Below are 25,356 nucleotides of genomic sequence, written 5' to 3'. Positions count from 1 at the left end.
TCAATATGGATAAATTGCGTAAAGTATTGGGCTTTTCGAAGCTGGCTATCGGCAAGATAAAGTTAGCTAAGCAGGTCGATAAAACGAGAGATAACAGGCCAGATAACAAGGTAGAGAAAAACATGGAAGTGATCGCGCAAATTTATCCCGACCGTATCGTGGTGAGTCACGGCTCGCAGCAGCAAACGTTTTCACCCCAAGCACCTTTTACCACCCGGCGCCTGCTGGTGGGCAATTTTGCCCCTGCGGAGCAGTGCCTGAAAGCGGGATTAAAGCAGCTGGGTTGCTTCGGGCTGTTTAAGCGGCCAACACTGGTCATCCAACCTATGGCCATGTGTGAAGGGGGGCTGTCTGAGGTCGAGGAACGCTGCCTGATGGAGCTTGGCTTGAGCGCCGGTGCCCGTGATGTAAGGATACAGGTAGCGTAAGCCTAGTTGCACAAGGTTTGATGCCAATGGATGCTGGGATGAGCAGGCGATAGTCAGCTGTCGCTAACGGCTGTTATATTAAGGGCCGTATTTTTAGGAAAGTTGTATTAAGGATAGCCATGAAAGCAAAAGTTATTATCGTCATCGCGCTGACCCTGGGCGCCTTGGTTGTTGTGCCTAAGCTCGAGACCACCTATCAGAAGGCGACTCTGAGCAACGACAAGGGGGAGACGGTGCAGTGTGAGGTGAGTTGGACCGGATTAGGCTTCGGTGAAACCCTGTCAGATGGCAAGTATCAAGCCTGTATCGACGACTATATCGATCAGGGCTATGTGATCAGCCGCAACGAGAAACGGGTAGAGAAGGTGGGTGCCCATCTGCTGAGTCTCTAACATTAGCCTGTAAACATTAGCCTCTAAACACTAGCTCTAACATTAGCCTCTAAACATTAGCTTCTAAGCACTAATGTTCTAAACATAAGCCTTTAAAAATTAGATTGGCATCAAGCGCCAGGCAAAAAAAAGCCAGCCTAATCTAGGCTGGCGAAGGGCTAGCTGGGATCGCTAGTTGCAGTTGATTGCCTCATACAGCTCCTGATACATCATCTCGCGCATCTTGAACTTCTGGATCTTACCGGTCACCGTCATGGGATACTGCTCGACAAACTTGATGTATCTCGGGACCTTAAAGTAGGCAAATTTCTCGGTGAGGAAGTGACGTATCTCCTCCTCGGTGACGCTGGCGCCCGGTTGCACCTTGATCCAGGCGCACACCTCTTCACCATATTTCTCGCTCTTCACACCGAAGATGGCGGCATCCTGCACGTCTGGGTGGGTGTAGAGCTTCTCTTCGATCTCTCTCGGGTAGATGTTTTCGCCGCCGCGGATGATCATATCCTTGATGCGACCGACGATTTTCACATAGCCTTCGCTGTCCATCTCACCCAGGTCGCCCGAATGGAGCCAGCCTTCGCTGTCTATGGTGGCGGCAGTCTTCTCGGCATCGTTCCAGTAGAACTGCATTACGCAGTAGCCTCGGCTGCACACCTCACCGGGTTGGCCGACGGGGAGCACCTCGCCGAACTCATCGACTATCTTCACCTGGGTGTGGGCCAGGGCACGGCCGACCGTGGTGACGCGTTTCTCCAGTGACGAGCCGATCTCTGTCATGTTGTTGATGGGGCTGCATTCCGTCTGGCCATAGCCTATCAACACCTCTTTCATATACATGAGATCTTGCACCCTGCGCATCACCTCTTCGGGGCAGGTGGCGCCTGCCATAACACCGGTGCGCAGCGAGCTGAGGTCGAAGCGCTTAAATTCGGGATGCTCCAGCTGGGCGATAAACATGGTCGGTACCCCATGCAGCGCGGTGCAGCGCTCGGCCTCGACCACTTCAAGAGTAGTCAGGGGGTCGAAGGAGTCGCTTGGGTAGATGGCCGAGGCGCCCACAGAGATGCAGGAGAGGTTACCCAGCACCATGCCGAAGCAGTGATACAGGGGCACAGGAATACAGAGTCTATCCTCCAGCCCAAGGCGCATCGCATTGGCGACCAGCAGGCCGTTGTTCAAGATGTTGTGATGGCTCAGGGTCGCGCCCTTGGGGCTGCCGGTAGTACCCGAGGTAAACTGGATATTAATGGCATCGAAGGGGGAGAGCTGCGCGGCGGTGTCTTTGAGCGCCTTGCGGTCGCTCTCGGTGAGCGGACGCTTGAGATGGTTGAAGTTGAGCATTCCGGGAGAGGCTTCATCGCCCATGCGGATCACAAACTCCAGGCTCGGCAGGTTGGCCGATTCAAGCTGTCCCGGCAGGCAGTGCTTCAGCTCCGGGGCCAGCTCATAGAGCATGGAGAGGTAGTGGCTGGACTTAAATTTCTCGGCGCAGATGATGGCGCGGCATCCCACGTTGTTGAGGGCATATTGCAGCTCCTCTGGGCGGTAGGCCGGGTTGATGCACACCATGATGGCGCCTATCTTGGCGGTGGCAAACTGGGTCAGACACCATTCGATATTGTTGGGTGACCAGATACCGACGCGATCGCCGGGCTTGATGCCGATGGCCAGCAGGCCGGCGGCCAGTTCGTCGATGTGGGACTGATATTCCTGGTAGCTCCAGCGGATCCCTTGATGATGCATGACGATGGCGAGTTGGTCGGGATGGCTGGCGGCCATCTGTTCCAGATAATCGCCTATGGTTTGTTCGATGAGCGGCGTGCTGGTGTCGCCGTCAAATTGGCTCAGTTGTAGGGGAAATTGGTTCTCAGTTGCAAATGTCGTTACAGCAGACATAGAGCCTCCGTGCATAGGGTGTGTCGATAGCGGTCTGAAGACACACTACTCAAAGTGTGAGGTTTCTCACAAGCAAAGAATGGCGTTTATAGACTAAAGAACTAAGTTGGCCGCGGGGGATAGATAGAAAGGTGAAACTAGGGTTTTATTGAATAAAAACAATATGAAAAAGGAGGCCGCGGCCTCCTTTTGTCGGTAAGTATCATGGCTATGGCTAGCGGCCGTCCTGGGCGCGGCGCGTCTTAAAATCTGACGCCTCGAGCCACTTTGGCCAGTCATTATTGTTGGCGAGCTTCTCTAGGATATCGCTGATGAGCGCCAAATCTTGCTCTACACCGCCGAGCGTCCAGCTGGAATCGTAATCGTCGGCGCCCTGATGATACTTGTGGGCGATATAGTCAGGGTCGGTATCTCCCAGACTCATAAACATCAGGCCGGGCACCCCTTGCTTGGCCAGGGCGAAGTGATCCGAGCGGAACATCAGGCCATTCTGTGGTCTGGGATCGGCCTTGACCCAACGTCCCTGCGCCTTGGCGGCGGCGTCCAGATAGTGTTCCAGCTCTGACACCCCTTCGCCATAACGCAGTATGTAATCGACTCCTTTACCGACATTCATGCCGTCTATGTTGAGGAAGGCGACCAGCTGCTTGGTAGGCACAGGCGGGTTCTCGGCAAAATATTGCGCGCCGATAAGGCCTGTCTCTTCGGCGGTGAAGGCGCTGAACAGCATGGAGCGTGCAGGCGGCTGAGTAGCGCTAAGCTCCTTGAAGTGACGCGCCAGCTGCAGCACGCCAGCCACGCCAGAGGCGTTGTCCACCGCGCCGTTGTAGATGCGGGTCTGGTCTTCGTGCACCGTCTTGCCCAGGTGATCCCAGTGGGCGTGCATCACCAGCCACTCGTCAGGACGCTGCTTGCCTGGCAGCAGACCGGCGACGTTGTAAGAGGTGGCCAGCTCAATAGCATTTTTCACCTCGAGCCTGGCCTTGAGATCTAGCGAGCGCGACTTAAAGCCCGGCTTGGCGGCGGTGAGCTTGAGCTTGTCATAGTCGAGCCCGGCGGCGGCAAAGATCTTCTGCGCCACCTCATGTTGGATCCAACCCATGACCCCGATATGCGAGCGATTCTTCTGCTTATCGACCAGGGTGTACTTGGTATTGGTGTTGCTGTTTTGCACCACGTTCCAGCCATAGGCGGCCGGGGCCGTTTCATGGACGATAAAGACCGCCTTGGCGCCCTGTCTTGCGGCCTCTTCATACTTGTAGGTCCAACGGCCATAGTAGGTCATGGCGTTGCCCTTGAAGACCTCCGGGTCTTGGGTGGCAAAGCCTGGGTCGTTGACCATGAGGATCACCGTCTTGCCTTTCACATCGATACCCGCGTAGTCGTTCCAGCCATATTCCGGGGCATTGATGCCGTAGCCGACGAAGACGATGTCGCTGTTATCCAGCTTAATGGTTGGCTGGATCTGCTCGGTGCGGGCGGTAAAGTCGCTGCCGTTGTTAAACACCAGATCGCCAACGCTCAGCTGCATATTCTGTTCGGCGGTGATCTTGGCCATGGGCACGCTCTGGCGGTAACTGTCGCCAAAGCCCGGAGCGAGCCCCATCTGCTTGAAGGCATTCTCCAGGTATTCCACCGTGAGGGTTTCCCCCTTGGAGAGCGGGCCCCGACCCTCAAATTGGTCGCTGGCGAGGGTTTGAACATCTTGCCGGTAGCTGGCTTGGTCAAAGACGAAGGGGGCGGCACTGGTGGCCGGTAGCAGCAACAGGCCGAGTAAGCCCAAGAGGCGTGGGGTATTCACAGACGACTTCCTTTTGTGATGTTTGTTTTATTATCTGGTGCTCGCCGCCATGGGTAATGGCAAACGATCAATACCAATCACGGTAAGTAAGTGATCAGAAGTAGCGTTATAAAAACGGTCGAGAACAAGGCATGATTTTTCGATAAGTAGTTATTCTACAATCAAAAATAGTAACGCCGTTATCGGACGTTTTAACAAGCTAGCATGATCAGTCATTTACTACGATTGGTATAGTCATCATATGTGCATCAGAAAGGCAGATGCAAGAACAGTAGAGTGAGCGCTGCAAAGATCTGTTAAGTTTGTTTGCTTGTTAAAAAATCTGCTTTAGCTTTAAGCTATCGATGAATGTAGGTTTGCCATTGTTTGGCGCTATTCATGTTAGTGGATTCAGGGAATGACGATGAAAGTCACTTGGGATAAGGAAAAGTCTATGAAGGCTACAATAATCGTGCTGATGGCAAGTGTCAGCCTAGGGCTCATGAGCGGCTGCGCCAGTAATAAATCTCTCGATCAGGCCTTCTACGATGGGGTTAAGAAAAGCGCCGAGTCGCGGCCCAATAACCCGGATAATCGCGTGGAAGATAAGGACTTAGGCGGCGGAGTCGTTAACGTGATTTTCCATGGTACCGGTAAGCTGATCCACGGTGATGGCGCGACTAAATAGTGCGGCGGTTTATTTCTTATCGCGCCTGTCACCTATGATACGCGCCGGGTTCCCGGCGACGATGGCGTAGTCGGGCACATCTTTGGTGACGACACAACCCATGCCAATCACGGCGCAGTCACCTATGGTCACCCCATCGACTATGCCCGCCTGGGCACCGATCCACACATCCTTACCTATGACGATCCCCTTGGACTGACTGCTCTGCTGATATATCGGCGTGTCAGGGCGCATGCCATGGTTAAAGGCGTAGATGGTGACATTGTTGGCGATACGGGTCTGATCGCCAATGACTATCTTGCCGCGACCGCCATCTAAGGAACAACCATGATTGATAGCTACCTCATTACCCATGACGATAGGGCCGTGTAGGAAGCTGTCGGCGGCGATCATGCAGCGATTGCCTATTTGAATATCCCGGCCTGGCTCGGCAAACAGTTTCGCCTGGGGCGCGATAAAGCACTCCTTACCTATGCTCACGGTTTCAACGCTCATCAGTGCTTGCTGCACCTCATCCTGCCAGGGCTTGGCCCAGGTGAGATGTTTAGGCTTCAGGGAAAAGTAGAGCCAGGGCATGTAGGCCAGGCGCTGCTTATGTTGCTCGCGATAGTCCACTTGGTTATCTAATGGCGTCTGCATGATTAATCTGCTTCCTTAAGGGCGTCGGGCTGCACCGGGCGCACCGCGTCGACCAAGATACCTGCCTCGTCCACGTGCCAGAGGATGTCGAGATCATACAGGGCGACCTGGTAATGCTTTGGATCTTCCTTGGCCTTCTTGTAGGCAGGGCGTGGATCTTGCGCCAATACCCCTTGGATGATGGCCTTGAGGTTGGGGTACTTATCGGCAGGGAGACTGTCGATCTGATGCTGTACCGCATCGGTAAAGCGCACGTCGATCAGTACCGGCGCCTCCTGGGCGATACCGCCGAGGGCACCCTCGATGGCATCTGAGAAGGGGATATAGGGTTTGATATCTAGAATAGGCGTGCCGTCCAGCAGATCCATGGCGGAGATCTCAAGCTCCACCTTGCCCTTGCGTTGATGGATGGCGTGCAGTTTGACCACAGACTGGCCGATGCCGTTGGGGCGGAAGGTGGAGCGGGTGGCAAATACTCCTAGCTTCTCGTTACCGCCTAGGCGCGGCGGCCGAACTGTGGTCTTCCAACCTTGGCTAAGGTTTTCATGGAAGGTAAACAGCAGCCAGATGTGAGAATACTGGGATAGGCCGCGCACTGTATCGATATGGTTATAGGGCGGTTGCAACTCGACGAAGCCGCGGGCGGCGGTGACCAGCCCTGGCTGTCTGGGGATGCCAAATTTCTGTTTATAGGGGGTGCGGCAGATAGCCACAGCCTCAATTTCACGCTTGAGTGTCATGGTAAAGACTTATGTTTACGCTGGTGCGCTGGGCGATAAAAACTACTTGTCTGCGGTGGGCAACAATATGGCCTGACCGACACACAGGGCTTGGCTAACGCAGGCCTTACTCGGTTCCTGGATCAGGGCGCAGCGTTTGATGATAAGGCCATTGGCACCTTTATCGGCGGCGGCGCGGCGTGCCATGGTGCGGGCCTCGCCGATGGATGCGGGGACATCCTGAGCTCGTTCCTGGCAGGATTCTCCCTCGACCATCCCCTTTAGTTCATAAGGACCCTTTGGCTGAGTCTCTTGAAACAGCTGGACATCACCGGCCTTGAAGTAGTCGTCGATGGCCTGACCATCTAAATTGCTGTTGAAGGTGTATTCGCCCGCGCAGCCACCGAGTAGCAGGGCAGAGAGCAGCAGGACAGACTTTGGAGCCATTTTCAAAGCAGTGGTCAGGTCGGAATTAGTCATGATTTGGGCCTGTATTAGGAAGAGAGCTCAAAACTGGCCAATAACCGGCCAGTTTTGAGTCGTTTAGAAGCAAAAGTCTAACGCTTTAGGTACTTTTGATAAAGTTGTTGTTGGCGATTATTGAGATCTATTTGGCGACCGTCGATAAACACAGCGTCTATCTTGCTAGTGGCGGGATCGAGAATGTCGCCCTTGGAGAGCACCAGGTTGGCGCGGTAGCCCACGGCGATGGCACCCATGTCATCCACGCCTAAGATCTTGGCCGCATCCAGGGTGATGCTCTTAAGCGCCTCTTCCTTACTCAGGCCATAGGCCGCCGCCTGACCGGCCGCAAAGGGCAGGTTACGGGCGTTCCAGTCGCCGCTAAAGCCGATGGCGAAGGGCACACCCGCCTGTTTCAGCAAGGCTGGGATCTTAAAGCTCATCTCTACCGGCTCATCCTTGCGCATTGGCAGGCTGAGGGTGCGGTTGTAGATCACAGATGCGCCGATCTCGCCCAGTTGCTCCGCCAGGCGCCAGGCGTCGTAGCCGCCGACAAACACCAGCTTGAAGCCATAGGGGCGGGTCATGGTGATGGCGCGCTCTATCTCTTCGCTGCGATTGGCGTGGATAAACAGGCTCGCCTTGCCCTGATACAGGGGCAGCGCCGCCTGCCAGCGGTTATCCAGCTTCTGCACAGTTCCTGCCTTGTCCGCCAGATAGTAGCGGTAGCCATCTTCGAGCTGCTCGGCTAATCGGGTCATCTGTTCATCTCGCGCCTTGAGCTGCTTGGCGGCGACCTCTTTATCTTTGGAGAGATAACGAATGGCGGGCCAGTAGAGATGGAACTGGGGCGCGGTACTCACCAGGGCATCTTCTATCGTCCAGCTGTCGAGGGAGACCAGAGAGGACTGGCCGGCCAGGGCATCGCCCTGAGGCACCACCTGGGCATGGGTGATACCGTTGACCCTGATGGTTGGGATAAGCTCCGAGTCGGGATTGAAGGCACTGACGGCCAGTAGCTGCGGGTTGCTGTCACCCACCTCGAAGGCGTCGTTGCTGGCGCGCATCATCTCCACCTCGACGATGCCGATAGAGGTGTCCAGTGCGATAAGCCCAGGGTAGAGATCTTGCCCGCTGGCATCGATCACCTTGGCACCCTCTTGTGAGAGCTGTTGACCTATGGCGACTATCTTGCCCTTGTCGAACAGTACGTCGGTGGCATCCAGCACGCCGTTAAGGGCGGTGTGCACGCGGGCGTTGTGGATCAGTATCGGCTGACTCTGGGCGCTGGCGGGCACCATGTCGTGGGCCAGCGACGCACAGGAGAAGAGGCCCAGGCTAAGGACGAAGAGTGTCGGCTTCATTAGATGGCCTCCTTGTGTAGCTTGCTGTGGGCGCTGTTCTGGCTGTGGGCTTTATGCTCGCTCATGGCTTTATGCTCGCTCAGGGCTGTTTGGCTCAGGGCTGTGCCCCAGGCGTTGTAATGGGTGTCGCAGTGCCACTGGGGCTCTTGCTTATCCTCTGGCATCTCGCCGGGTACCTCGGGTTTATCCCGGGTCAATACCGCCTGGATCAGCGCGGCGCGCTCGCGTTCAACCTCGAGCTGCATCTTCTTGTCTTGCTGACGGTCGAAGTAGCGGCGGCCTTCCACCCAGGTGTTTTCTACCTTGGCATAGACGGAGAGCGGCGAGGTATTCCAGAGTACCAGGTCGGCCTGTTTGCCTTCTTCCAGTGAGCCGGTGAGCTGGTCTATGCCTAACTGTTTAGCCGGGTTGATGGTGACCATGTTCCAGGCATCAATTGGCGACATGTCGCAATACATCATGGACTTGGCCGCCTCCTGATTGAGACGCCTCTGCATCTCATAGTCGTCCGAGTTGATGCTGGTGAGCACTCCCTTGTTGTGCATCAGGCAGGTGTTTTGCGGTATGGCGTCATAGACCTCGAACTTATAGGCCCACCAGTCGGAGAAGGTGGAGGCGTAGGTGCCGTGCTTGGCCATCTCGTCGGCCACCTTATAACCTTCCAGAATATGGGTGAAGGTGCCGACCCTAAAGTTATAGGCCTCGGCGAGGCGTAAGAACATCAAGATCTCAGACTGTACATAGGAGTGAATATGCACCTGACGCTCGCCGCGCAGCACCTCGGCTACCGCCGCCAGGCGATAGTTTGGCTTGGGCGCCACCTGTTTGCGTTGCTGACTGCTGCGTAGGCGCTCATAGTCGGCGTTTGCCTTCTCATAGGCCAGCGCCTCGTTGAAGGACTCTTCGAACAGGGACTTCACACCCATGCGGCTCTGGGGGAAGCGGCGGTTGTAGTTGTCGCCCCAGTTGGCCTGTTTGACGTTTTCGCCGAGGGCAAACTTGATGCTGGCCGGTGCCTGTTTAAGTTTCATCGCCTCGGCGCTCTCACCCCAACGCATCTGGATCACCTGGGCCTGACCGCCTATGGGGTTGGCGCTGCCGTGGAGGATTTGTGCAGTGGTTACACCACCCGCCAGGGCGCGGTAGATGGCGATATCGTCTGGGTTGATCACATCGCCGATACGCACCTCGGCGGTGACTGCGTCGGTATCTTCATTGGTGCCGCCGTTAAGGGCGATGTGGGAGTGCTCGTCGATAATACCTGCGCTCAGGTGTTTGCCGGTGGCATCCAGGGTTTGGTAGCCAGATGGCGTCTTGAGAGACTGGCCTATCTTTTCGATACGGCCATCGCGGATAAGCAGATCATAGCCTTCCAGTACCCCCTGCTGGCTCGAGGTCCACAGGGTAGCGTTTTTGATATGCAGGCGCTCAGCCTTGGGCTGCGCCGTTAGGCCGTAGGCGGTGTTGGGCTGAGTGAGTTTGGAGATGAGCGCCTTGGCAGGTTTCTCCTGCTCGGATTCATCTTTGTGCTCTTGTGCCATGACCACACCCGCGATTGGGTGTTGGCGATTACTGTTGTCGAGCATCCTGCCGTGAATTCCTTGGGGATCGAACCAGAGGGTGAAGCGGCTGATGCCTGGGTAACCCGCCTCGCCGAGATTGGCGTTGAAGGTCAGGCGTTCATTGGCATAATTAAGGTCGCTCAGGGTTATCTCCTGCTCGCCGCTGGCCAGGGTGCCGCTGAGCTTGTCGTCGTCGACCAAGTCCAGATCTAGGGTGAGCTCGCCCAGCGTCAGCTGATAGCCTTGGCCGAGCCAGTGTCTGTCGCGAGGCACCTTCTGTGTCTCGCTGCCCTGTAGCCAGACGCTGACAATTTTGCCTTGGGTAAAGATGTCGCCATCGGTCACTACCAGATCCGCCATGAAGCCGGGCTTTAGCTTGCCGCTAAAGGTAGAGATGCCCGCAATTTCTGCCGCCTCAGTGGTGAGGGCCGCCAATGCTGTCTCTTGGCTCAGCCCTTGTTTGACCGCCTGCCTGAGTCTTGGCCAGAAGGCGTCGGCCTTGATGCCATGCTGGGTAAAGGCGAAGGGGATCTCGGCACTTTCCAGTGCGTGTGGATTGCTCGGCGCGCGCTCCCAGTGGCGTAGATTGGCCAGGCTTATCTCTCTCTCCTTGTCGCCATCTTTAATATTGGGAGCCGCGGGAAAATTGAGCGGGGCGATAATACTAAAGCCGGTGGCCTTGACCTCGTCGATGCGGGCATATTCTCGTCCGCTGCCTACCAGGCTTGCCGATAATTTAAATTCGTTCATTAAGTGAGCGGCGCGCAGCAGGCTATTTAAATTCCTGGTTTCAAATACGGCCGGGTGTTTGTCTATATCACCCAGGCGCTGCAGCGCGATATTAAATTCGATATTTTTCTCTTGGGTAGCCGAGTCGGCTTTATCTATATTGGCGCTATACCAGTTGGCATCGGCCAGAGTTTGTCGAATAAGCGCGATACTGCCCATTAAGGAGTTTGGGTAATCCTGAATCGAGCTGCCTTTATCGAAGGCGAGCAGGTGACTGGATTTTGCGCGATAAATAATGTCATTGGCTTTTAAGGGGGCCAGTGAGATAGTTGCGGCCCTGCCTCTGAATATGCCGTCTAACATACCGGTTTGTACGCTGGTAAACCCATTATCAATCCATTGCTTGGCCGCTTCCTGGTCGGGATATATATAGTTAAACCACTCTTTTTCAGCGTGAATTGCACCATTATCGGCATTACCACCTATGCGTTTAATTTCATAAACCGGGCGGGCCACTTTCTGCTGGTCATATTTAAAGTCAATGCCGTAATTGGTATATGGGTCGATAAAGCCGGGATAAATATGCTTACCTGTCATGTCGATGACATAGGCATCTTCGGGTATTTTGTCATTGGAGATAATGGCTTTAATTTTATTATCTTCAATTAACAGGGTGGCATCCTGTTTGGTTTCGCCGGGGGCGATCATCAGGGTTGCATGGGACAGCGCGGTTAATTTTGGCGTGTTATCTGTTAGCTGAGCGTTTGCTATCGCGGACGGACTCGCCAAGAGGCAGGCCACCAGACTCGCGGGCACTGAGAGGAAATGGATTCGCATGGCGTTTAATTATTATTGGCTGGGATCAAAAGTAGCTCAAGATTATCCTATATTATGAACAATTTCCAAACATTGAACTGTATCGGTTTATGTCAGGCTCCTGAGAAATAGCGGCTTGGCAAACACTCGGCATTGGTTGAGAAAGGGAGGCTGGAAAATCACTCGAAAAAGCATTGGAGAAATGACTGAATAATGGCTGAGAAAATGCAAAAGAAAGGGGGAACGCAAATGGATGTAGCAAACTTGCCCTGACTAACAAATAAAAAAGCCAATCCTGAGGTTGGCTTTTTTGCTCGTTCATCCCACTGTGGGAATGTTTAAGCTTAGATAAGGAAGTCTTCGAGTGAACGACCCTTATCTAACTCATTTTTAAATACGGTTGGTGTGCGACCCTGACCCGTCCAAGTGATCGTTTCGCCATTCACTTCAATTTTATATTTTGGTGGGCGTGGAGCACGTTTCTTAGGAGCTGGCTTAGCAGCCACTGCGCCTAAATCGTCAATTGATAAACCAACAGCTTCCATTTGTTGGCGAATCTCTTCTATCTTTGCATTGCGCTCGGCCATAACCGCGCTTTCTTCTTCTGCCTGCTTCTCTTTCTCGGTAATGATTTTTTCAAGCTTAACTGCTACATCTTTTAAATCTTCTACCGACAATTCTTTAACAGCAGCCTTAAAGCGACGACCATGCGTCAATATATCTAGAAATTCGCTCATATTTATAATGTCCTGCTTAAAAATAAAATAGTAAATAGGATTGCAGGGCTAATAATAGGAACTAAAAAAGGTTTTATCAAACGAATTAAATGAATATTTGAGCCTTTAATGTAAATTTTATTTCAGCTTTTCTTTTTTTGTCCCATTTTGACCTCTTAGTCACCCCTAAACACGCTGTTTTTGATGTAAGACAAAGATGCAGGTGACTTCCTGTTGACGTTAACGTCAACAGCACGTAAAGTGGCGTAAGTTGGTGATAGTTTCGCTATGCACTATTTGTTATCCAGAATAAAGACGTAAGAAGGAAGCCTTATGAAAGTATTGGTGCCAGTAAAACGCGTCGTCGATGCTAATGTGAAGGTCAGGGTTAACGCTGACAATACAAATGTCGATACCGCAAATCTGAAGATGGCCATTAACCCATTTTGTGAGATTGCTGTAGAAGAAGCGGTACGTTTGAAAGAAGCAGGTATTGCGACCGAGATCGTGGTAGCAACCATAGGGCCTAAGGCGTCGCAGGAGCAGCTACGCACGGCGATGGCGCTGGGCGCAGACCGCGGTATTCATGTGGAAACCGACGAAGAGCTTGCGCCGCTTTCTATTGCAAAGATCCTCAACGCGATTCAAGCCAATGAGCAGGCTCAGCTGATCATGCTGGGTAAGCAATCTATCGATGGTGACAACAACCAGACAGGCCAGATGCTGGCGGCGCTAGCCGGTCTACCTCAGGCAACCTTTGCCTCTGAGGTAAAGGTTGAAGGCGAGCAACTTGTGGTTACCCGTGAGATCGACGGCGGTCTGCAGACCCTAAAGATGCCACTGCCTGCGATTGTCACCACAGACCTGCGTCTGAACGAGCCTCGCTATGCCAAATTACCTAACATCATGAAGGCGAAACGTAAGCCGCTCGATACCATCACGGTAGACAGCCTGGGCGTGACCCTGAAGCAGCATCAGAAGGTGCTCAAGGTGACACCGCCTGCCGAGCGTCAAGCGGGTATTATGGTGGCTTCTGTCGAGGAGCTAGTGGACAAGCTAAAGAATGAAGCGAAGGTGATCTAAATGGCGATTCTAGTAATAGCAGAACATGATAATGCGACTTTAAAACTCGATACCGCCAAGGTAGTTGCTTGTGCTCAGGCGATCGGTAGCGAAGTCGATGTGATGGTAGCCGGTCATAACTGTGGCGCCGCGGTTGAGAGCGCCAAGCAGCTTGCCGGTGTGCGTCAGGTATTGGTGGCCGATAGCGCCGTTTATGCCAACGCCATTGCCGAAAACCTGTCATCGCTGATCGTTTCTGTGGCCAGCGAGTATCAACACATCCTGGCTGCGGCCTCGAGTGTCGGTAAAGATGCACTGCCACGCGTTGCGGCCCTTTTAGATGTGGCGCAGATCTCTGAAGTGGTTGAAGTGGTCAGCGAAGATACTTTCGTGCGTCCTATCTATGCCGGTAGCGCCATGGCGACGGTTCAGAGCCTGGATGCCATCAAGGTGATGACGGTTCGCGCCAGTGCCTTCGATGCGGTTGCCCAGGACGGTAGTGCCTCGGTGCAGACCCTGGATAACGAGTACAGCGGCGATGTCGAGTTTGTCTCGCAGACCCTGTCTGAGTCTGAGCGTCCCGATCTTGGTGCGGCCTCAGTCGTGGTGTCGGGTGGTCGTGCCATGGGCAGCGCCGAGAACTTTGCGATTCTCGAGCAGTTGGCCGATAAGCTGGGCGGTGCACTGGGTGCGTCTCGCGCCGCGGTTGACGCCGGTTACGTGCCAAACGATCTGCAGGTGGGTCAGACGGGTAAGATTGTTGCGCCAGACCTCTATATCGCCGTGGGTATTTCGGGTGCCATCCAGCACTTAGCGGGGATGAAAGATTCTAAGGTGATCGTGGCGATCAACAAAGATCCTGAGGCGCCTATCTTCCAGGTGGCCGACTATGGTCTGGAAGCGGATCTGTTCGAGGCAGTGCCTAAGCTACTCGAACTTATTTAATAAAATGTAAATGCTTGGTGAGCACTTTGGTGTTCATCTAAAATTTAGTGTGATATAGATCACATGGAGCGGCTTTGAGGTAGCGTCCTTAAAGCCGCTTGTGTTTTTATGTGCCTCACGTTTGCCGATAGTGACATTGGCAGGCGTCCTGAGACGTAGAGGTGCATTAAATATCAGTAGTATTCGTTAGGGTGATGCCGTTAAGCGAATATGAAAGGATTTGGTGCCGAAGTGGTGGAGTTGATCAAGGCTTGCCGCTGGGGCTGTCATCGAATAGAGGCAGCACTGCCATAGTGCTTCTTATCTGGATTGATAAGTGGAAGGTATACCGAGAATGGGTATCACTATGGAGCGCTACTGATAGGACAGGTGTAATATCTCATGCTATATCCCACCAGTTCAGTTGCCCTCCATTCGTATTTAAACGAAGACAATATTTTACAATGACAACTTTGAGTTATGCCGATTCGGCACTTTCTTTGCTGCCGCCCGTGGTGGCGATTCTGCTGGCGATCTTTACCCGCCGCGTCCTGCTCTCGCTCGGTGTGGGGATCCTCCTGGGGGCACTGTTAATTGCCGATTTTTCACCGCTGGATATGGGCCAATACCTGGGACAACAGGTGGTGGGCCTGGTGTGGGATGATGGCGCCTTAAACAGCTGGAACGTCTATCTGCTGGGTTTCTTGATTCTGCTTGGGATGATCACCGCAATCATTACCGTGAGCGGTGCCGCCAAGGCCTTTGCCGACTGGGCCCGTCAGCATATTCGTAATAAGCGCGATGCCAAGCTGCTCACCATGTTCCTGGGCTGCGTGGTCTTCATCGATGACTATTTCAACAGCCTGGTCGTGGGCAGCGTCGCCCGGCCGCTCACCGACAGATACTATATCTCCCGCAGCAAGCTGGCCTACCTGCTGGACTCGACCGCCGCGCCTATCTGTGTGATCTCCCCCGTCTCTAGCTGGGGGGCGTACATCATCGCGCTGATCGGCGGCATACTCACCGCCCATGGCTTTGCCGACACCGGCCATCTGAGCGTGTTTATCCAGATGATCCCGATGAACTTCTATGCCATCTTCGCCCTGGTATTGCTGCTATGTGTGGCCTTCATGGGGCTGGATGTGGGGCCGATGCGCCAGCATGAGCTAAACGCCCAGAAGGGTAACCTGTATGACGAGGCCAAGGGCCTGCCGCCAGGCGCCAACAGCGACCTACCAGAGGCGGATTCGGGTAAGATCTTAGGCCTGTTCCTGCCTATTACCGTGCTGGTATTTGCTACCATCTACTTCATGATCGACAGCGGCGCCGCTGCGCTGGCCGCGGAAAACCTGCCCTTTAGCGTGATAGGGGCGTTCGAGAAGACGGATGTGGCCTCATCGCTCTTCTTCGGTGCCGTGATTGGTCTGGCAGCTACCCTAGTGCTGGTGGCTGTTCAGGGACTGGACAAGGCCCTTATCTTTAAAGGTGTGCTGGCCGGGGCGCGCTCCATGTTGCCCGCCATCTATATTCTGCTGTTCGCCTGGACCATCGCCGGGGTGATCGGTCAGATGGAGACGGGTAAGTATATGGCGAGCCTGGCGACGGGTAACATTCCGTTCGCGCTGCTGCCTGCCGTGCTGTTCGTGCTGGCGGGTCTGACGGCCTTCTCTACCGGCACCAGCTGGGGCACCTTCGGTATCATGTTGCCGATTGCCGCCGATATGGCCATGGGCACCCACACCAACATGATGCTGCCTATGCTGGCCTCTGTGCTGGCGGGCGCCGTGTTTGGCGATCACTGCTCGCCTATCTCGGATACTACTATCCTGTCGTCTACCGGGGCGAACTGTCACCACATAGACCATGTGCTGACTCAGCTACCCTATGCCCTCATCGTGGCGGGGATCAGCCTGGTGGGGTATACCGTGCTGGGCTTTACCGAGTCGGTCGGCGCGGGACTGGCCGCCTGTAGTGGGGTGTTTGTGGTAAGCATTCTGGTGCTGCGTCATAAGGCTAACCGTCCGGTTTAATACCAATCACAGTAAATATGTGATCAGAAATAGCGCAGGCAAAACGCTTGAGAACAAAGCTGGATTTTTAGATAAGTAGTTATTCTACAATTAAAAATACTAATACAGTTATCGAGTGTTTTAACAAGCTAGAATGATCAATTGTTTATTACGATTGGTATAAGTGACCTGTCGATACCACACAGACAGAAAAATGCCGCTCATGGAGCGGCATTTTTTTATGGTTAATATTCCCCTTTAACGGGAATTCGCTTAGTTGAGACCGCGGCGTTTTAGCAGCGCCTCTGTGGTCGGCGCCTGACCTCTAAAGGCCTTGTAGGCCTCCATCGGCGGCACGCTGTTGCCGACCTCGCGGATGGTCTTACGGTACTTCATGCCAATCTCGCGGTTAAGACCGCCCTGGGTCTGCACATAGGCGAAGGCATCTGCCGCCAGGATCTCGCTCCACATGTAGGCGTAGTAGCTGGCCGAGTAACCGCCGGGGAAGGCGTGGGCGAAGTAGGTCGACTTGTAGCGTGGCGGTACGGCGGCGATATTGATGCCGTGTTTCTTAAGCGCCTTGGCTTCGAATTCGGCCACATCCTGCAGCGGCGCGTCGGCGCTCAGTGAGTGCCACTCGAGATCCACCAGGGCCGCCGCCATATACTCCAAGGTGTCGAAGCCCTGGTTGAAGCTGCGTGATTTCAGCAGTTTCTGCAGTAGCTCGTCGGGGATCACTTCGCCCGTCTCGTAGTGCTTGGCGTAGTTGGCCAGTACCTCGGGGTGGGCCGCCCAGTCTTCTTCGAAGGTCGAGGGGAACTCGACAAAGTCGCGGGAAACGGCCGTGCCCGACAGGCTAGGGTAGGTCACCTTAGAGAACATGCCGTGGGTGCCATGGCCCATCTCGTGGAACATGGTGGTGACTTCGTCGTAGCTGACGAAGGTAGGCTCGCCCTCTGGCGCCTTCTTGATGTTCATCACGTTGACTACCACAGGCTTCTGGTTCAGTAGCTTCGATTGAGTCACGAAGGAGCTCATCCAGGCGCCGCCGCGTTTGCCTTCGCGGGCAAAGTAGTCGGCGTAGAATATCGCTATCGAGCTGCCGTCGGCGTCAAACATCTCGTAGGCCTTCACATCTTCATGGTAGACAGGCAGATCCGGGCGCGGCTTGAGGGTCACGCCATAGAGACGCTCCAGGGTAAAGAACACGCCGTCCTTGAGCACACGTTCAAACTCGAAGTAGGGTTTGATGGCGGCGCTGTCGAGATCGAATTTGTCTTTACGCACCTTCTCGGCATAGAAGGCCCAATCCCAAGGTGCCAGGGTGAAGTTACCACCAGTCTTGTCGATCATCGCCTGGATATCGTCGGCTTCCTTCTGGGTGTTGGCCACTACGGCGGGCACCATAGAGCCGAACATCTGATAGACGGCTTCTGGGGTCTTGGCCATCTGCGGCGTCAGTCGATAGTCGGCCCAGCTATCGTAACCCAGGAGTTTGGCGCGCTCGGCGCGCAGCTGTGCCAGGCGGGCAACCAGTGAGGCGGTTTCGTTGTCGCCGCTCATGCCGCGATTAGATGAGGCCTGCCACACCCGCTGGCGTAGCTCACGGTTTTCCAGCTTGGCCAGGATAGGCTGACGAGTGGTATTGGTGATATTGATGAGATACTTGCCTTCATGGCCTGCGGCCTTGGCATCGGCCTTGGCGGCGCGGATCTCGCTGTCTGACAGTCCCTTTAGCTCATCGACGTTGTCGACCACGACGGCGATCTCCTTGGTGAGCCTTAGCAGGCGCTGACCAAATTCGTTGGTGAGCTTAGACTGCTCTTCGTTCAGCAGGCGTATCTCGGCCTTTTGCGCCTCGGTCAGCTTGGCACCCGCCATGACGAAGCGTTGATGATAGATCTCTATCAGGCGCACCTCTTCGGCCGTTAGCCCTAAGGTGTTGCGGCTCTGATACAGGCTGTCGATGCGGGCAAACAATTTGCCGTTGAGGTGGATGTTGTCTGAGTGGGCGGCCATCTTAGGGGCCATCTCGCCCTGTAGCTTACGCAGGGCGGGGTTGCTGTTAGACCCTGTTAGGTTGTAAAACACCTTGGAGGCGCGAGTCAGCAGCTCGCCGCTGGTCTCCAATGCCACGATAGTGTTGGCAAAGGTGGCGGGTTCCTTGTTGTCGGCAATGGCCAATACCTGTACATGGTGTTCTTCGATGCCTTGCTCTAGGGCGCGCTCGAAATGCGCATCCTTGATCTGGCTAAAATCTGGGGCCTGATATTGCAGCGTGCTTGGCTGCATCAACGGGTTTTGCGCTTCCATGCCGGCGGCCTGTGTGGGGGCATTGCTTGTCTGACAACCACTGAGGAGCAGTGTGGTCGATAAGGCGCCGACGACGGCAAAGGCGATAAGGTTCAATTTCATCTATACAACTTCCTTAGATTGCGATTGTTATTTTTATGTGGGCGGGTGTAGGGATAATCTAACGTTTGTAAATTAACTCAGGCTGAAAATAGTACGATGTCAGCCCCACTTAGCTAAGTGATTGGCTGACATGGATATCTTTAGAGCCCTCTATTGCCCGAATGGTCTTATTTAGCGGCCGCCGCGACGAGTGCTAATAGCGAGCCTCTGGCCATGGCAGGCCTGTCGTGATTCGGTTGGCGGTAGGGATAAGCGATAAATGTGTCAGACTGTGCGGCGAGCCCATGACGAGTGGCCTTTTGGCGCTGCTAATTGGCGCAATATGGTGATAGAATCGCTCGATAACAATAATCAGGGGACTACTCGCTTTGGCACAGCTCTATTTTTACTATTCGGCAATGAATGCCGGCAAATCCACCTCACTGCTGCAATCTTCCTATAACTATCGCGAACGCGGCATGAATACCTTGGTCATGACGGCGTCGATAGATGATCGTTATGGCGTGGGTAAGGTGGCCTCTCGTATCGGTATCGAGACAGATGCCCAGGTATTTGCCAGCGATGACAATCTGGTTGAGATGGTACGCGAGGCGCTTAAGAGTCAGCCTCTGCACTGCATCTTGATCGATGAGTCGCAGTTTTTGAGCAAGGAGCAGGTGAGACAGCTGACCTATGTGGTCGACGTAATGGATATTCCCGTGCTCTGCTATGGTCTGAAGACAGATTTCCAGGGCGAGCTGTTTAGCGGCAGTCAGTACCTGTTAGCCTGGGCCGACAAGCTGGTGGAACTTAAGACCATCTGTCATTGTGGTCGTAAGGCCAACATGGTGGTGAGGCTGGATGGCGAAGGCCGCCCCATGAAAGAAGGTGAGCAGGTCGCCATCGGCGGTAACGAAAGCTATGAGTCTGTCTGCCGTAAGCATTTCCGCGAATTTTTGTGGGACTAACTCTCCCACTCGAGTGAGCTAAGCAATAAGCCATCCAATAGGGTGGCTTTTTTATGCCTACGCCTCGGCTATTCAAGGCTGGCGAGTAAGTGTCTGACGCTGGCGCGGGTATGGTCAATCTGCTCGACGATACGGGTGGCGCTCTCTCGCTGGTCGGTCATTTGTGGCCAGTGGTGTTGCCATACGGTCTTGAGGTCGGCGCATGATGCGATAACCTCCTCCTCGGTGATCATGCTCAAGTCGTTAATCAGGTTTACCTTGATCCAGCCCTTGCGCGGATTGCCCGCATGGGGGTCTTTATCATAGTGCGCGGCAAACACTATCGCCTCAAGTTCAGAGAGCTGCAGCAAGAGTTCGAAGCTTGCGGTCCGCATGGTGTTGTTATACTCGCTAATTTCCATGCGCCACACGTTATAGCTAAATCCCACCAGCGCAAATATCATGCTGAATATGGCGGTGAGCTGGAAGATATAGCGCCTGCTATTGAGTCTGCTTGTCATAGAATAAGGCCGTCTGTGAAACAGCTACTATTGCTCGCTTTGATCTTGCTTATTAACATTGTAGTCGCAGACTTAAGCTTCTGTGGGCTTAACGGCCAATTGAGAGGGGTTAGGGTTCTGGTCGCGGTTGTAACCGAGGATTAACGCGCATCATGCCTATTGTCGGTGCCATGTAGTGGAAACCATTTTTGGTATAGCCGCTCGATCTCTCCTTCTTCGATGAAGCTGTTTAGGGCGTCGTCGATCTTGGCTAAGAGTTCGATATTGCCTTTCTTGACGGCGAAGGCCACCGGCGAGCCGGGATCGGGGTTGTCCAGTATCTTGACCCCAACGCCCATCTGCTGTGCCAAGTAGAGGCCGACCGCTTTAGGCATGATGGCAGCCTCGATCTTGCCGGCTTTTAACAGTTCCATAGATTGTGCTTTGGTCTGGGTGCCTATGATACGAAAATTGTAGAGTGTACCCAGCTCCTTCCAGTGAGTCTCTATGTAGGAGTGGCGATCACCGCTCACCAGTTCGTTATGGAGATCCTCTACCTTAGTGATCTCCTGGTTGTCCTCAAGAATGAAGATCACGTCATACCTGTGATAGTAGGGGCGGGTGAAGTCGAAAAACTTGGTTCTCAAGTCGTTAATCTCCATCCCTGCAATTACCTCTATATTGCCGAACCTGAGTTCGTTGAAGACCAGGTCCCAGGGTTGCTGTTTAAACTGAAACGGCATACCCAGGCGTTTGAAGATTAATCTGGCCACATCGGCATCGAAACCTTGTGTGTCGCCTTGTTGACCAAATTGGTAGGGAGGAAATCCGGTGGCGACACCACAGCGTATAGGGGTTGCCTGCTGCGCGGCGGCGGTAAGACTCAGGCTGAGGAGTAGGGGGCCAAGAAGCAGCTTCTTGTAGGTAACAAAATTAGGCATCAGTCGAGGTGGCCTGCTAGTTTCATGATTTCATTCTTAAGGTTTTTATTTTAGTTGTTTTTGCGGATATTGAATGCGAAACCCTATAGACCCCCCTGGTGAGCGAGTCGTCGGAAAAGGCCATGATAATAATGTGGATTAAGGCCGATTTGCAAACAAAAGCTGTTACAAGGTGTTTTCTGCTTATATATTCAACCAATTAGATAAAAATAATCTTTATAATTAAATACTTAATTAGTGGTTGTTTAGGTGACTTCCTATGAGATCTGGCTCAAAAAATCAACACTTGTAACCTCTCTGGATACAGAAATATTGTGTTAGATCAATTGTCAGTAAATTGTTAGGCGTCAAAATTCAGTCACCGCTTTGATAACTAATTAAAATGCAATGCGAAATAATCAACCCGTAATCGACAACGAGGTTGCGCTGACCGACGATGATATCCTGCTCTCCACCACAGATCTCAAGGGCAACATAGGCTACGCCAACGAGGATTTCTGTCGTATCTGTGGATTCTCCGAAGAGGAGTTACTCAGTCAGCCCCACAACATAGTGCGTCATCCAGACATGCCAAAAGCCGCCTTTGCCATGTTGTGGCAGCGACTGACCGATAAGCAACCCTGGCTGGGCGTCGTCAAGAATCGCTGTAAAGATGGCTCCTATTACTGGGTCAACGCCTATGTGGCGCCCGTGCTGGAGAACGGCCAGGTCAAGGAGTATCAGTCCGTGCGCCGCCGGGCCAGTCAGGAGCAGGTTGCGCGCGCCAGCGACATCTATCAGAGCCTAAACAGCGCCGAGCAGCGCAGCGAGATCGTTGATGCCAAGTTCAGCTATGGCGCTAAGCTGACCCTGTTCGCCCTTGTCTGTCTGTTGCTAGCCATTGGGCTAAGCAACATCTCCCCCTGGCTGGCGCTGCTTTGCGCCCCCCTGTTGGTCTTTGGGATGCGCGCTATGTTGGCGCCGCTGCGCGCCCTCAACCAGCATGCGCTGTCCATAGTGTCAGATCCTGTGGCTAGACATATCTATGCCGGGCGGCGGGACGAGCTGGGTAATATTCAGTTTGCCATGGAGTTCACCACCGCGGAGATCGCCGGGGTGGTGGGGCGCATGACAGACGCCTCGACCACTATCGCCAGGGACAGTGACACCTTGCTGAGCTCTATCACGGCCACCGCCGATCGCGCCGATGGTCAGAATCAACAGACGGCCCAGGCTGCGGCAGCGGTCGAGGAGTTGACCGCCAGCTTCAATGAGCTGGGCCAACAGATCAAGCAGGTGTCAGTCGATGTCGAGGCCAGTCAGGCGGCGGTGCAGCAGGGCTATGAGCAGCTCGATGCCGTGGTGGCCAGCATAGATGAGCTACATGGCGAGGTAGGTAACTTTGCCCAGGTGGTGAGTGAAATTGAACATGACAGCGTGGCAATTAATCAGGTGCTTGAGGTGATAACCAAGATTGCCGAGCAGACCAACCTGCTGGCGCTTAACGCCGCCATCGAGGCAGCAAGAGCTGGGGAGTCGGGCCGGGGCTTCGCCGTGGTGGCCGACGAGGTGCGTCAGCTGTCGGCGCGCACCGCAGACTCCACCAGTCAGATCGATGCCATCATCGCCAAGTTCCAGCAGAGCACGGCTAATGCCGCTAACACTCTGACCGCAGGTCAGCGCCAAGCAACCCAGGCGGTGCAGCTGGTGAAGCAGGCTGAGGCCGTGTTTGCCGAGCTGGTGAGCCGTATCGATAAGATCAATCAGATGACGGAGCTGAGCGCCGATGCCATGCAGGAGCAGGGACTGGCGGCAGTGGATATCAGCGATTCGCTGCAGGCGATCAGCGAGCTGGCCAGCGAAGGTTTTGCCCAGTCCCAGGCCGATAGGCAGCTTGGCGAGCGCAGCTCACTCAAGTCGATGGAGTCACGCCAGCTGGCGCGTCAGTTCTGGCGTCAGGCGGTGCATCGCGCCAATGCTTAACCAATGTCTAGCGAATGCCTAAGCGTTAGTTTTCGGTAATAAAAAAGCCCAGAGTTCACTCTGGGCTTTTCTTTTGAGGCTTCTCTTTTAAGGCTTAAAGCCTAGGGATTAGAGCTGCATCTCGGGTACATGCTCAGGCACGATAAGCTTGCCGGCCGTCTTCTCGATGATCTCCTCGACGCTTACGCCTGGGGCACGTTCCAGCAGGTGGAAGGCGCCATCTTTGATCTCCAGGAAGGCAAGGTCGGTCAGCACACGCTTGATGCAGCCATAGCCGGTCAGCGGCAGCTCACACTTAGGCAGCAGCTTAGAGTTGCCGTGTTTATCGGCGTGCATCATGGTGACGATAATATTGTCGGCACCGGCCACCAGATCCATGGCGCCGCCCATGCCCTTGATCAGCTTGCCTGGGATCATCCAGGAGGCGATAGAGCCCTCGACATCCACCTCGAAGGCGCCCAGCACGGTGAGATCCACATGACCACCACGGATCATGGCGAAGCTCTCGGCCGAGGAGAAGAAGGAGGCGCCGGGCACTGCGGTGACCGTCTGCTTACCCGCGTTGATGAGATCCGCGTCTATGGTCTCTTCTGTGGGGAACTCGCCCATGCCCAGCAGGCCGTTTTCCGACTGCAGCATCACCTGCATGCCTTCGGGAATATAGTTAGCGACCAGCGTCGGGATGCCAATGCCCAGGTTGACATAAAAACCATCCTGTAGCTCCTGGGAAACACGCTGTGCCAGTTGTTCTCTCGATAAAGCCATGGTGTCGCCTCCCTATTTGCTCTTCACTGTGCGCTGCTCGATACGCTTCTCGAACGTACCTTGGATCAGGCGATCCACATAGATGCCTGGTGTATGGATATGGTCTGGATCCAGCTCGCCCGGCTCGACGATATGCTCGGCTTCGACCACAGTGATCTTACCGGCGGTGGCCATCATAGGGTTGAAGTTAGCCGCCGTCTTGCGAAACACCAGGTTACCCATGGTATCGGCCTTCCAGGCGCGCACCAGGGCGAAATCTGCGGTCAGCGCAGGCTCCAGCACATAGTGGCGACCGTCGATCTCACGGGTCTCCTTGCCTTCGGCTACCGGGGTGCCGTAACCGGTTGCGGTAAAGAAGGCGGGGATACCGGCGCCGCCGGCGCGGATCTTCTCGGCTAGCGTGCCTTGCGGGGTGAGGATCACATTGAGCTCACCCGAGAGCATCTGCTGCTCGAAGGTAGCGTTTTCGCCCACATAGGAGGCGATCATGGTACTGATCTGACGGCTCTTGAGCAGCAGCCCCAGACCGAAATCGTCTACCCCGGCGTTGTTTGAGATGGCGGTGAGCCCCTTGGCGCCACTCTTAACCATCTGGGCAATTAAGCCTTCTGGGATGCCGCAGAGGCCGAAACCGCCGACCATGACGGTCATGTTGTCTGTCAGACCTTCCAATGCTTCTTCATAGCTGGCGACCAGCTTATTGAGTCCTGCCATTATCATTATCTCCTTTGAGCGTGAGTCGGGCCTGAGCCTAACCCTATTATTCTGTTAGCGCGCGTGCGACCTTGGCACCGCTGACTCTGCCAAGCGCCTGGCTGATGTTGTTACCCGCGGTGATCAGGGCGTTAAGATCCACACCTGTCTCTATTCCCATGCCGTGGAGCATATAGACCAGATCTTCCGTGGCCAGGTTGCCCGATGCGCCTTTAGCATAAGGGCAGCCACCCAGGCCGGCCACCGAGCTGTCGATGACGCTGACGCCAGTCTCCAGGCAGGCAAGAATATTGGCTAATGCCTGACCATAGGTGTCATGAAAGTGTAGCGCCAGTTTCTCCACCGGCACCCTGCGCGCGACCGCTTCTACCATTCTACGGGCATTTAAGGGGGTGCCAACGCCTATGGTGTCACCCAGAGAGATCTCGTAGCAGCCCATTTTGTAAAGGATCTCTGCCACACGAGCCACTTCCTCGACCTGGATCTCGCCCTCGTAGGGACAGCCCAGCACGCAGGACACATAGCCGCGCACGGGGATCTGTTTCGCCTGAGCCGCCTCCATCACAGGGATGAAGCGTTCGATCGACTCCTCGATAGAGCAGTTGATGTTGCGCTGGCTAAAGCTCTGCGAGGCGGCGCCGAAGATGGCCACCTCGTCCGCGCCGGCGTCAAGGGCAAGTTCCAGCCCCTTGAGATTCGGTGTCAATGCGCTGTAGACCACGCCCGGGCGTTTGCTCAGCTGGCGGAAGATCTCGCCCGAGTCGGCCATCTGCGGCACCCACTTGGGGGAGACGAAGCTGCCGGCCTCGATGCGGGTCAGGCCCGCCTCGCCGAGCTGGTCGATCAGGGTCAGCTTATCGGCGGTGGTGACCGCCTTCTCGTTCTGCAGGCCGTCGCGGGCGCCGACCTCGAAGATGCTGACCCGGCTTGGATAAGTCTTGCTCATG

At 54.6% G+C, this 25,356-nt stretch carries 22 protein-coding genes and 1 riboswitch; of the genes, 8 read left to right on the top strand and 14 right to left on the bottom strand.

Translation table 11 applies throughout. The features are described from left to right. Positions 1-5: 5 nt before the first annotated feature. Complete coding sequence (locus L1D43_RS10735) at positions 6-428, top strand: hypothetical protein (protein ID WP_239851507.1); 423 nt, start codon at positions 6-8, stop codon at positions 426-428. A 119-nt stretch (positions 429-547) separates the two neighbouring features. Next, the gene (locus L1D43_RS10730) at positions 548-820 is read left to right on the top strand and encodes a hypothetical protein (RefSeq protein ID WP_239851506.1); all 273 of its coding nucleotides are present in this window, start codon (positions 548-550) and stop codon (positions 818-820) included. A gap of 171 nt (positions 821-991) precedes the next feature. Here L1D43_RS10730 and L1D43_RS10725 read toward each other — a convergent pair whose 3' ends face one another. Together L1D43_RS10725 and L1D43_RS10720 are read right to left on the bottom strand one after the other, a co-directional pair. After that, entirely contained in the window at positions 992-2,716 is a 1,725-nt protein-coding gene (locus L1D43_RS10725) for an AMP-binding protein (RefSeq protein ID WP_239851505.1), read from the bottom strand. Between the two features lie 214 nt (positions 2,717-2,930). Then, positions 2,931-4,478, bottom strand: coding sequence for a M28 family metallopeptidase (locus tag L1D43_RS10720; RefSeq protein WP_239851986.1), 1,548 nt, complete (start codon positions 4,476-4,478; stop codon positions 2,931-2,933). 472 nt (positions 4,479-4,950) lie between these two features. Here L1D43_RS10720 and L1D43_RS10715 point away from each other — a divergent pair, with 472 nt between their 5' ends. After that, positions 4,951-5,184, top strand: coding sequence for a hypothetical protein (locus L1D43_RS10715; RefSeq protein ID WP_239851504.1), 234 nt, complete (start codon positions 4,951-4,953; stop codon positions 5,182-5,184). A gap of 9 nt (positions 5,185-5,193) precedes the next feature. On the opposite strand, the gene L1D43_RS10710 is transcribed toward L1D43_RS10715, so the two are convergent. From L1D43_RS10710 to L1D43_RS10685, 6 genes are all read right to left on the bottom strand, one after another. After that, the gene (locus tag L1D43_RS10710) at positions 5,194-5,823 is read right to left on the bottom strand and encodes an acyltransferase (RefSeq protein ID WP_239851503.1); all 630 of its coding nucleotides are present in this window, start codon (positions 5,821-5,823) and stop codon (positions 5,194-5,196) included. Positions 5,824-5,825: 2 nt separating this feature from the next. Continuing rightward, positions 5,826-6,563 carry a tRNA (N6-threonylcarbamoyladenosine(37)-N6)-methyltransferase TrmO gene (gene tsaA / locus L1D43_RS10705; RefSeq protein WP_239851502.1) on the bottom strand — a complete coding sequence of 246 codons (738 nt, stop codon included), beginning with the start codon at positions 6,561-6,563 and terminating at the stop codon, positions 5,826-5,828. A gap of 42 nt (positions 6,564-6,605) precedes the next feature. Next, positions 6,606-7,022, bottom strand: a complete 417-nt coding sequence (gene rcsF, locus L1D43_RS10700) for an Rcs stress response system protein RcsF (RefSeq protein WP_239851497.1) — start codon at positions 7,020-7,022, stop codon at positions 6,606-6,608. A gap of 77 nt (positions 7,023-7,099) precedes the next feature. Next, positions 7,100-8,368, bottom strand: a complete 1,269-nt coding sequence (locus tag L1D43_RS10695; RefSeq protein ID WP_239851496.1) for an amidohydrolase family protein — start codon at positions 8,366-8,368, stop codon at positions 7,100-7,102. Next, a complete protein-coding gene (locus tag L1D43_RS10690; protein ID WP_239851495.1) occupies positions 8,368-11,496 on the bottom strand; it encodes an amidohydrolase family protein in 3,129 nt (1,042 codons plus the stop codon). Before L1D43_RS10690 ends, L1D43_RS10695 begins: the two co-directional genes overlap by 1 nt. Before the next feature lie 323 nt (positions 11,497-11,819). Further along, the gene (locus tag L1D43_RS10685) at positions 11,820-12,212 is read right to left on the bottom strand and encodes an H-NS family nucleoid-associated regulatory protein (protein ID WP_041509318.1); all 393 of its coding nucleotides are present in this window, start codon (positions 12,210-12,212) and stop codon (positions 11,820-11,822) included. 312 nt (positions 12,213-12,524) lie between these two features. Here L1D43_RS10685 and L1D43_RS10680 point away from each other — a divergent pair, with 312 nt between their 5' ends. The 3 genes from L1D43_RS10680 to L1D43_RS10670 all read left to right on the top strand — a co-directional run bounded on the left by L1D43_RS10680 (position 12,525) and on the right by L1D43_RS10670 (position 16,207). After that, positions 12,525-13,274: an electron transfer flavoprotein subunit beta/FixA family protein gene (locus L1D43_RS10680; RefSeq protein ID WP_041509319.1), complete on the top strand. Its 750-nt coding sequence runs from the start codon at positions 12,525-12,527 to the stop codon at positions 13,272-13,274. Beyond that, positions 13,275-14,198, top strand: coding sequence for an FAD-binding protein (locus tag L1D43_RS10675; protein ID WP_041509320.1), 924 nt, complete (start codon positions 13,275-13,277; stop codon positions 14,196-14,198). Between the two features lie 148 nt (positions 14,199-14,346). Next, positions 14,347-14,563: riboswitch (Lysine riboswitch) on the top strand. Positions 14,564-14,641: 78 nt separating this feature from the next. Beyond that, entirely contained in the window at positions 14,642-16,207 is a 1,566-nt protein-coding gene (locus L1D43_RS10670; RefSeq protein WP_239851494.1) for a Na+/H+ antiporter NhaC family protein, read from the top strand. Positions 16,208-16,459: 252 nt separating this feature from the next. On the opposite strand, the gene L1D43_RS10665 is transcribed toward L1D43_RS10670, so the two are convergent. Further along, complete coding sequence (locus L1D43_RS10665; protein ID WP_239851493.1) at positions 16,460-18,601, bottom strand: M3 family metallopeptidase; 2,142 nt, start codon at positions 18,599-18,601, stop codon at positions 16,460-16,462. Between the two features lie 368 nt (positions 18,602-18,969). On the opposite strand from L1D43_RS10665, the gene L1D43_RS10660 reads away from it, so the two are divergent. Continuing rightward, positions 18,970-19,548, top strand: a complete 579-nt coding sequence (locus L1D43_RS10660) for a thymidine kinase (RefSeq protein WP_041509323.1) — start codon at positions 18,970-18,972, stop codon at positions 19,546-19,548. Positions 19,549-19,616: 68 nt separating this feature from the next. Here L1D43_RS10660 and L1D43_RS10655 read toward each other — a convergent pair whose 3' ends face one another. After that, positions 19,617-20,048: a hypothetical protein gene (locus L1D43_RS10655; protein ID WP_239851492.1), complete on the bottom strand. Its 432-nt coding sequence runs from the start codon at positions 20,046-20,048 to the stop codon at positions 19,617-19,619. A gap of 140 nt (positions 20,049-20,188) precedes the next feature. Next, positions 20,189-20,968, bottom strand: coding sequence for a transporter substrate-binding domain-containing protein (locus tag L1D43_RS10650; RefSeq protein ID WP_239851485.1), 780 nt, complete (start codon positions 20,966-20,968; stop codon positions 20,189-20,191). Positions 20,969-21,355: 387 nt separating this feature from the next. On the opposite strand from L1D43_RS10650, the gene L1D43_RS10645 reads away from it, so the two are divergent. Next, a complete protein-coding gene (locus L1D43_RS10645) occupies positions 21,356-22,930 on the top strand; it encodes a PAS domain-containing methyl-accepting chemotaxis protein (protein WP_239851484.1) in 1,575 nt (524 codons plus the stop codon). Between the two features lie 108 nt (positions 22,931-23,038). Here the strand turns inward: L1D43_RS10645 and L1D43_RS10640 are convergent, their stop codons facing one another. Genes L1D43_RS10640 through L1D43_RS10630 form a run of 3 tightly spaced genes read right to left on the bottom strand, consistent with a single transcriptional unit; the run spans position 23,039 to position 25,355 of the window. Further along, positions 23,039-23,695: a 3-oxoacid CoA-transferase subunit B gene (locus L1D43_RS10640; RefSeq protein ID WP_144200387.1), complete on the bottom strand. Its 657-nt coding sequence runs from the start codon at positions 23,693-23,695 to the stop codon at positions 23,039-23,041. Between the two features lie 12 nt (positions 23,696-23,707). Next, positions 23,708-24,409: a CoA transferase subunit A gene (locus tag L1D43_RS10635; protein ID WP_144200389.1), complete on the bottom strand. Its 702-nt coding sequence runs from the start codon at positions 24,407-24,409 to the stop codon at positions 23,708-23,710. 46 nt (positions 24,410-24,455) lie between these two features. After that, complete coding sequence (locus L1D43_RS10630) at positions 24,456-25,355, bottom strand: hydroxymethylglutaryl-CoA lyase (RefSeq protein WP_239851483.1); 900 nt, start codon at positions 25,353-25,355, stop codon at positions 24,456-24,458. Position 25,356: the final 1 nt, after the last annotated feature.

Source organism: Shewanella sp. Isolate8, from assembly GCF_022398495.1.
Lineage (GTDB): Bacteria > Pseudomonadota > Gammaproteobacteria > Enterobacterales > Shewanellaceae > Shewanella > Shewanella aquimarina.
Note: the sequence above shows the minus strand (reverse complement) of the source record. Positions and strands in the feature narration are given on the sequence as shown.

Excerpts from the sequence above, each read along its gene's own strand:
- L1D43_RS10735 (WP_239851507.1), top strand. The coding sequence starts at position 6 with ATGGATAAATTGCGTAAAGTATTGGGCTTTTCGAAGCTGGCTATCGGC.
- L1D43_RS10730 (WP_239851506.1), top strand. The coding sequence starts at position 548 with ATGAAAGCAAAAGTTATTATCGTCATCGCGCTGACCCTGGGCGCCTTG.
- L1D43_RS10725 (WP_239851505.1), bottom strand. The coding sequence starts at position 2,716 with ATGTCTGCTGTAACGACATTTGCAACTGAGAACCAATTTCCCCTACAA.
- L1D43_RS10715 (WP_239851504.1), top strand. The coding sequence starts at position 4,951 with ATGAAGGCTACAATAATCGTGCTGATGGCAAGTGTCAGCCTAGGGCTC.
- L1D43_RS10710 (WP_239851503.1), bottom strand. The coding sequence starts at position 5,823 with ATGCAGACGCCATTAGATAACCAAGTGGACTATCGCGAGCAACATAAG.
- tsaA (WP_239851502.1), bottom strand. The coding sequence starts at position 6,563 with ATGACACTCAAGCGTGAAATTGAGGCTGTGGCTATCTGCCGCACCCCC.
- rcsF (WP_239851497.1), bottom strand. The coding sequence starts at position 7,022 with ATGACTAATTCCGACCTGACCACTGCTTTGAAAATGGCTCCAAAGTCT.
- L1D43_RS10695 (WP_239851496.1), bottom strand. The coding sequence starts at position 8,368 with ATGAAGCCGACACTCTTCGTCCTTAGCCTGGGCCTCTTCTCCTGTGCG.
- L1D43_RS10690 (WP_239851495.1), bottom strand. The coding sequence starts at position 11,496 with ATGCGAATCCATTTCCTCTCAGTGCCCGCGAGTCTGGTGGCCTGCCTC.
- L1D43_RS10685 (WP_041509318.1), bottom strand. The coding sequence starts at position 12,212 with ATGAGCGAATTTCTAGATATATTGACGCATGGTCGTCGCTTTAAGGCT.
- L1D43_RS10680 (WP_041509319.1), top strand. The coding sequence starts at position 12,525 with ATGAAAGTATTGGTGCCAGTAAAACGCGTCGTCGATGCTAATGTGAAG.
- L1D43_RS10675 (WP_041509320.1), top strand. The coding sequence starts at position 13,275 with ATGGCGATTCTAGTAATAGCAGAACATGATAATGCGACTTTAAAACTC.
- L1D43_RS10670 (WP_239851494.1), top strand. The coding sequence starts at position 14,642 with ATGACAACTTTGAGTTATGCCGATTCGGCACTTTCTTTGCTGCCGCCC.
- L1D43_RS10665 (WP_239851493.1), bottom strand. The coding sequence starts at position 18,601 with ATGAAATTGAACCTTATCGCCTTTGCCGTCGTCGGCGCCTTATCGACC.
- L1D43_RS10655 (WP_239851492.1), bottom strand. The coding sequence starts at position 20,048 with ATGACAAGCAGACTCAATAGCAGGCGCTATATCTTCCAGCTCACCGCC.
- L1D43_RS10650 (WP_239851485.1), bottom strand. The coding sequence starts at position 20,968 with ATGCCTAATTTTGTTACCTACAAGAAGCTGCTTCTTGGCCCCCTACTC.
- L1D43_RS10645 (WP_239851484.1), top strand. The coding sequence starts at position 21,356 with ATGCGAAATAATCAACCCGTAATCGACAACGAGGTTGCGCTGACCGAC.
- L1D43_RS10640 (WP_144200387.1), bottom strand. The coding sequence starts at position 23,695 with ATGGCTTTATCGAGAGAACAACTGGCACAGCGTGTTTCCCAGGAGCTA.
- L1D43_RS10635 (WP_144200389.1), bottom strand. The coding sequence starts at position 24,409 with ATGGCAGGACTCAATAAGCTGGTCGCCAGCTATGAAGAAGCATTGGAA.
- L1D43_RS10630 (WP_239851483.1), bottom strand. The coding sequence starts at position 25,355 with ATGAGCAAGACTTATCCAAGCCGGGTCAGCATCTTCGAGGTCGGCGCC.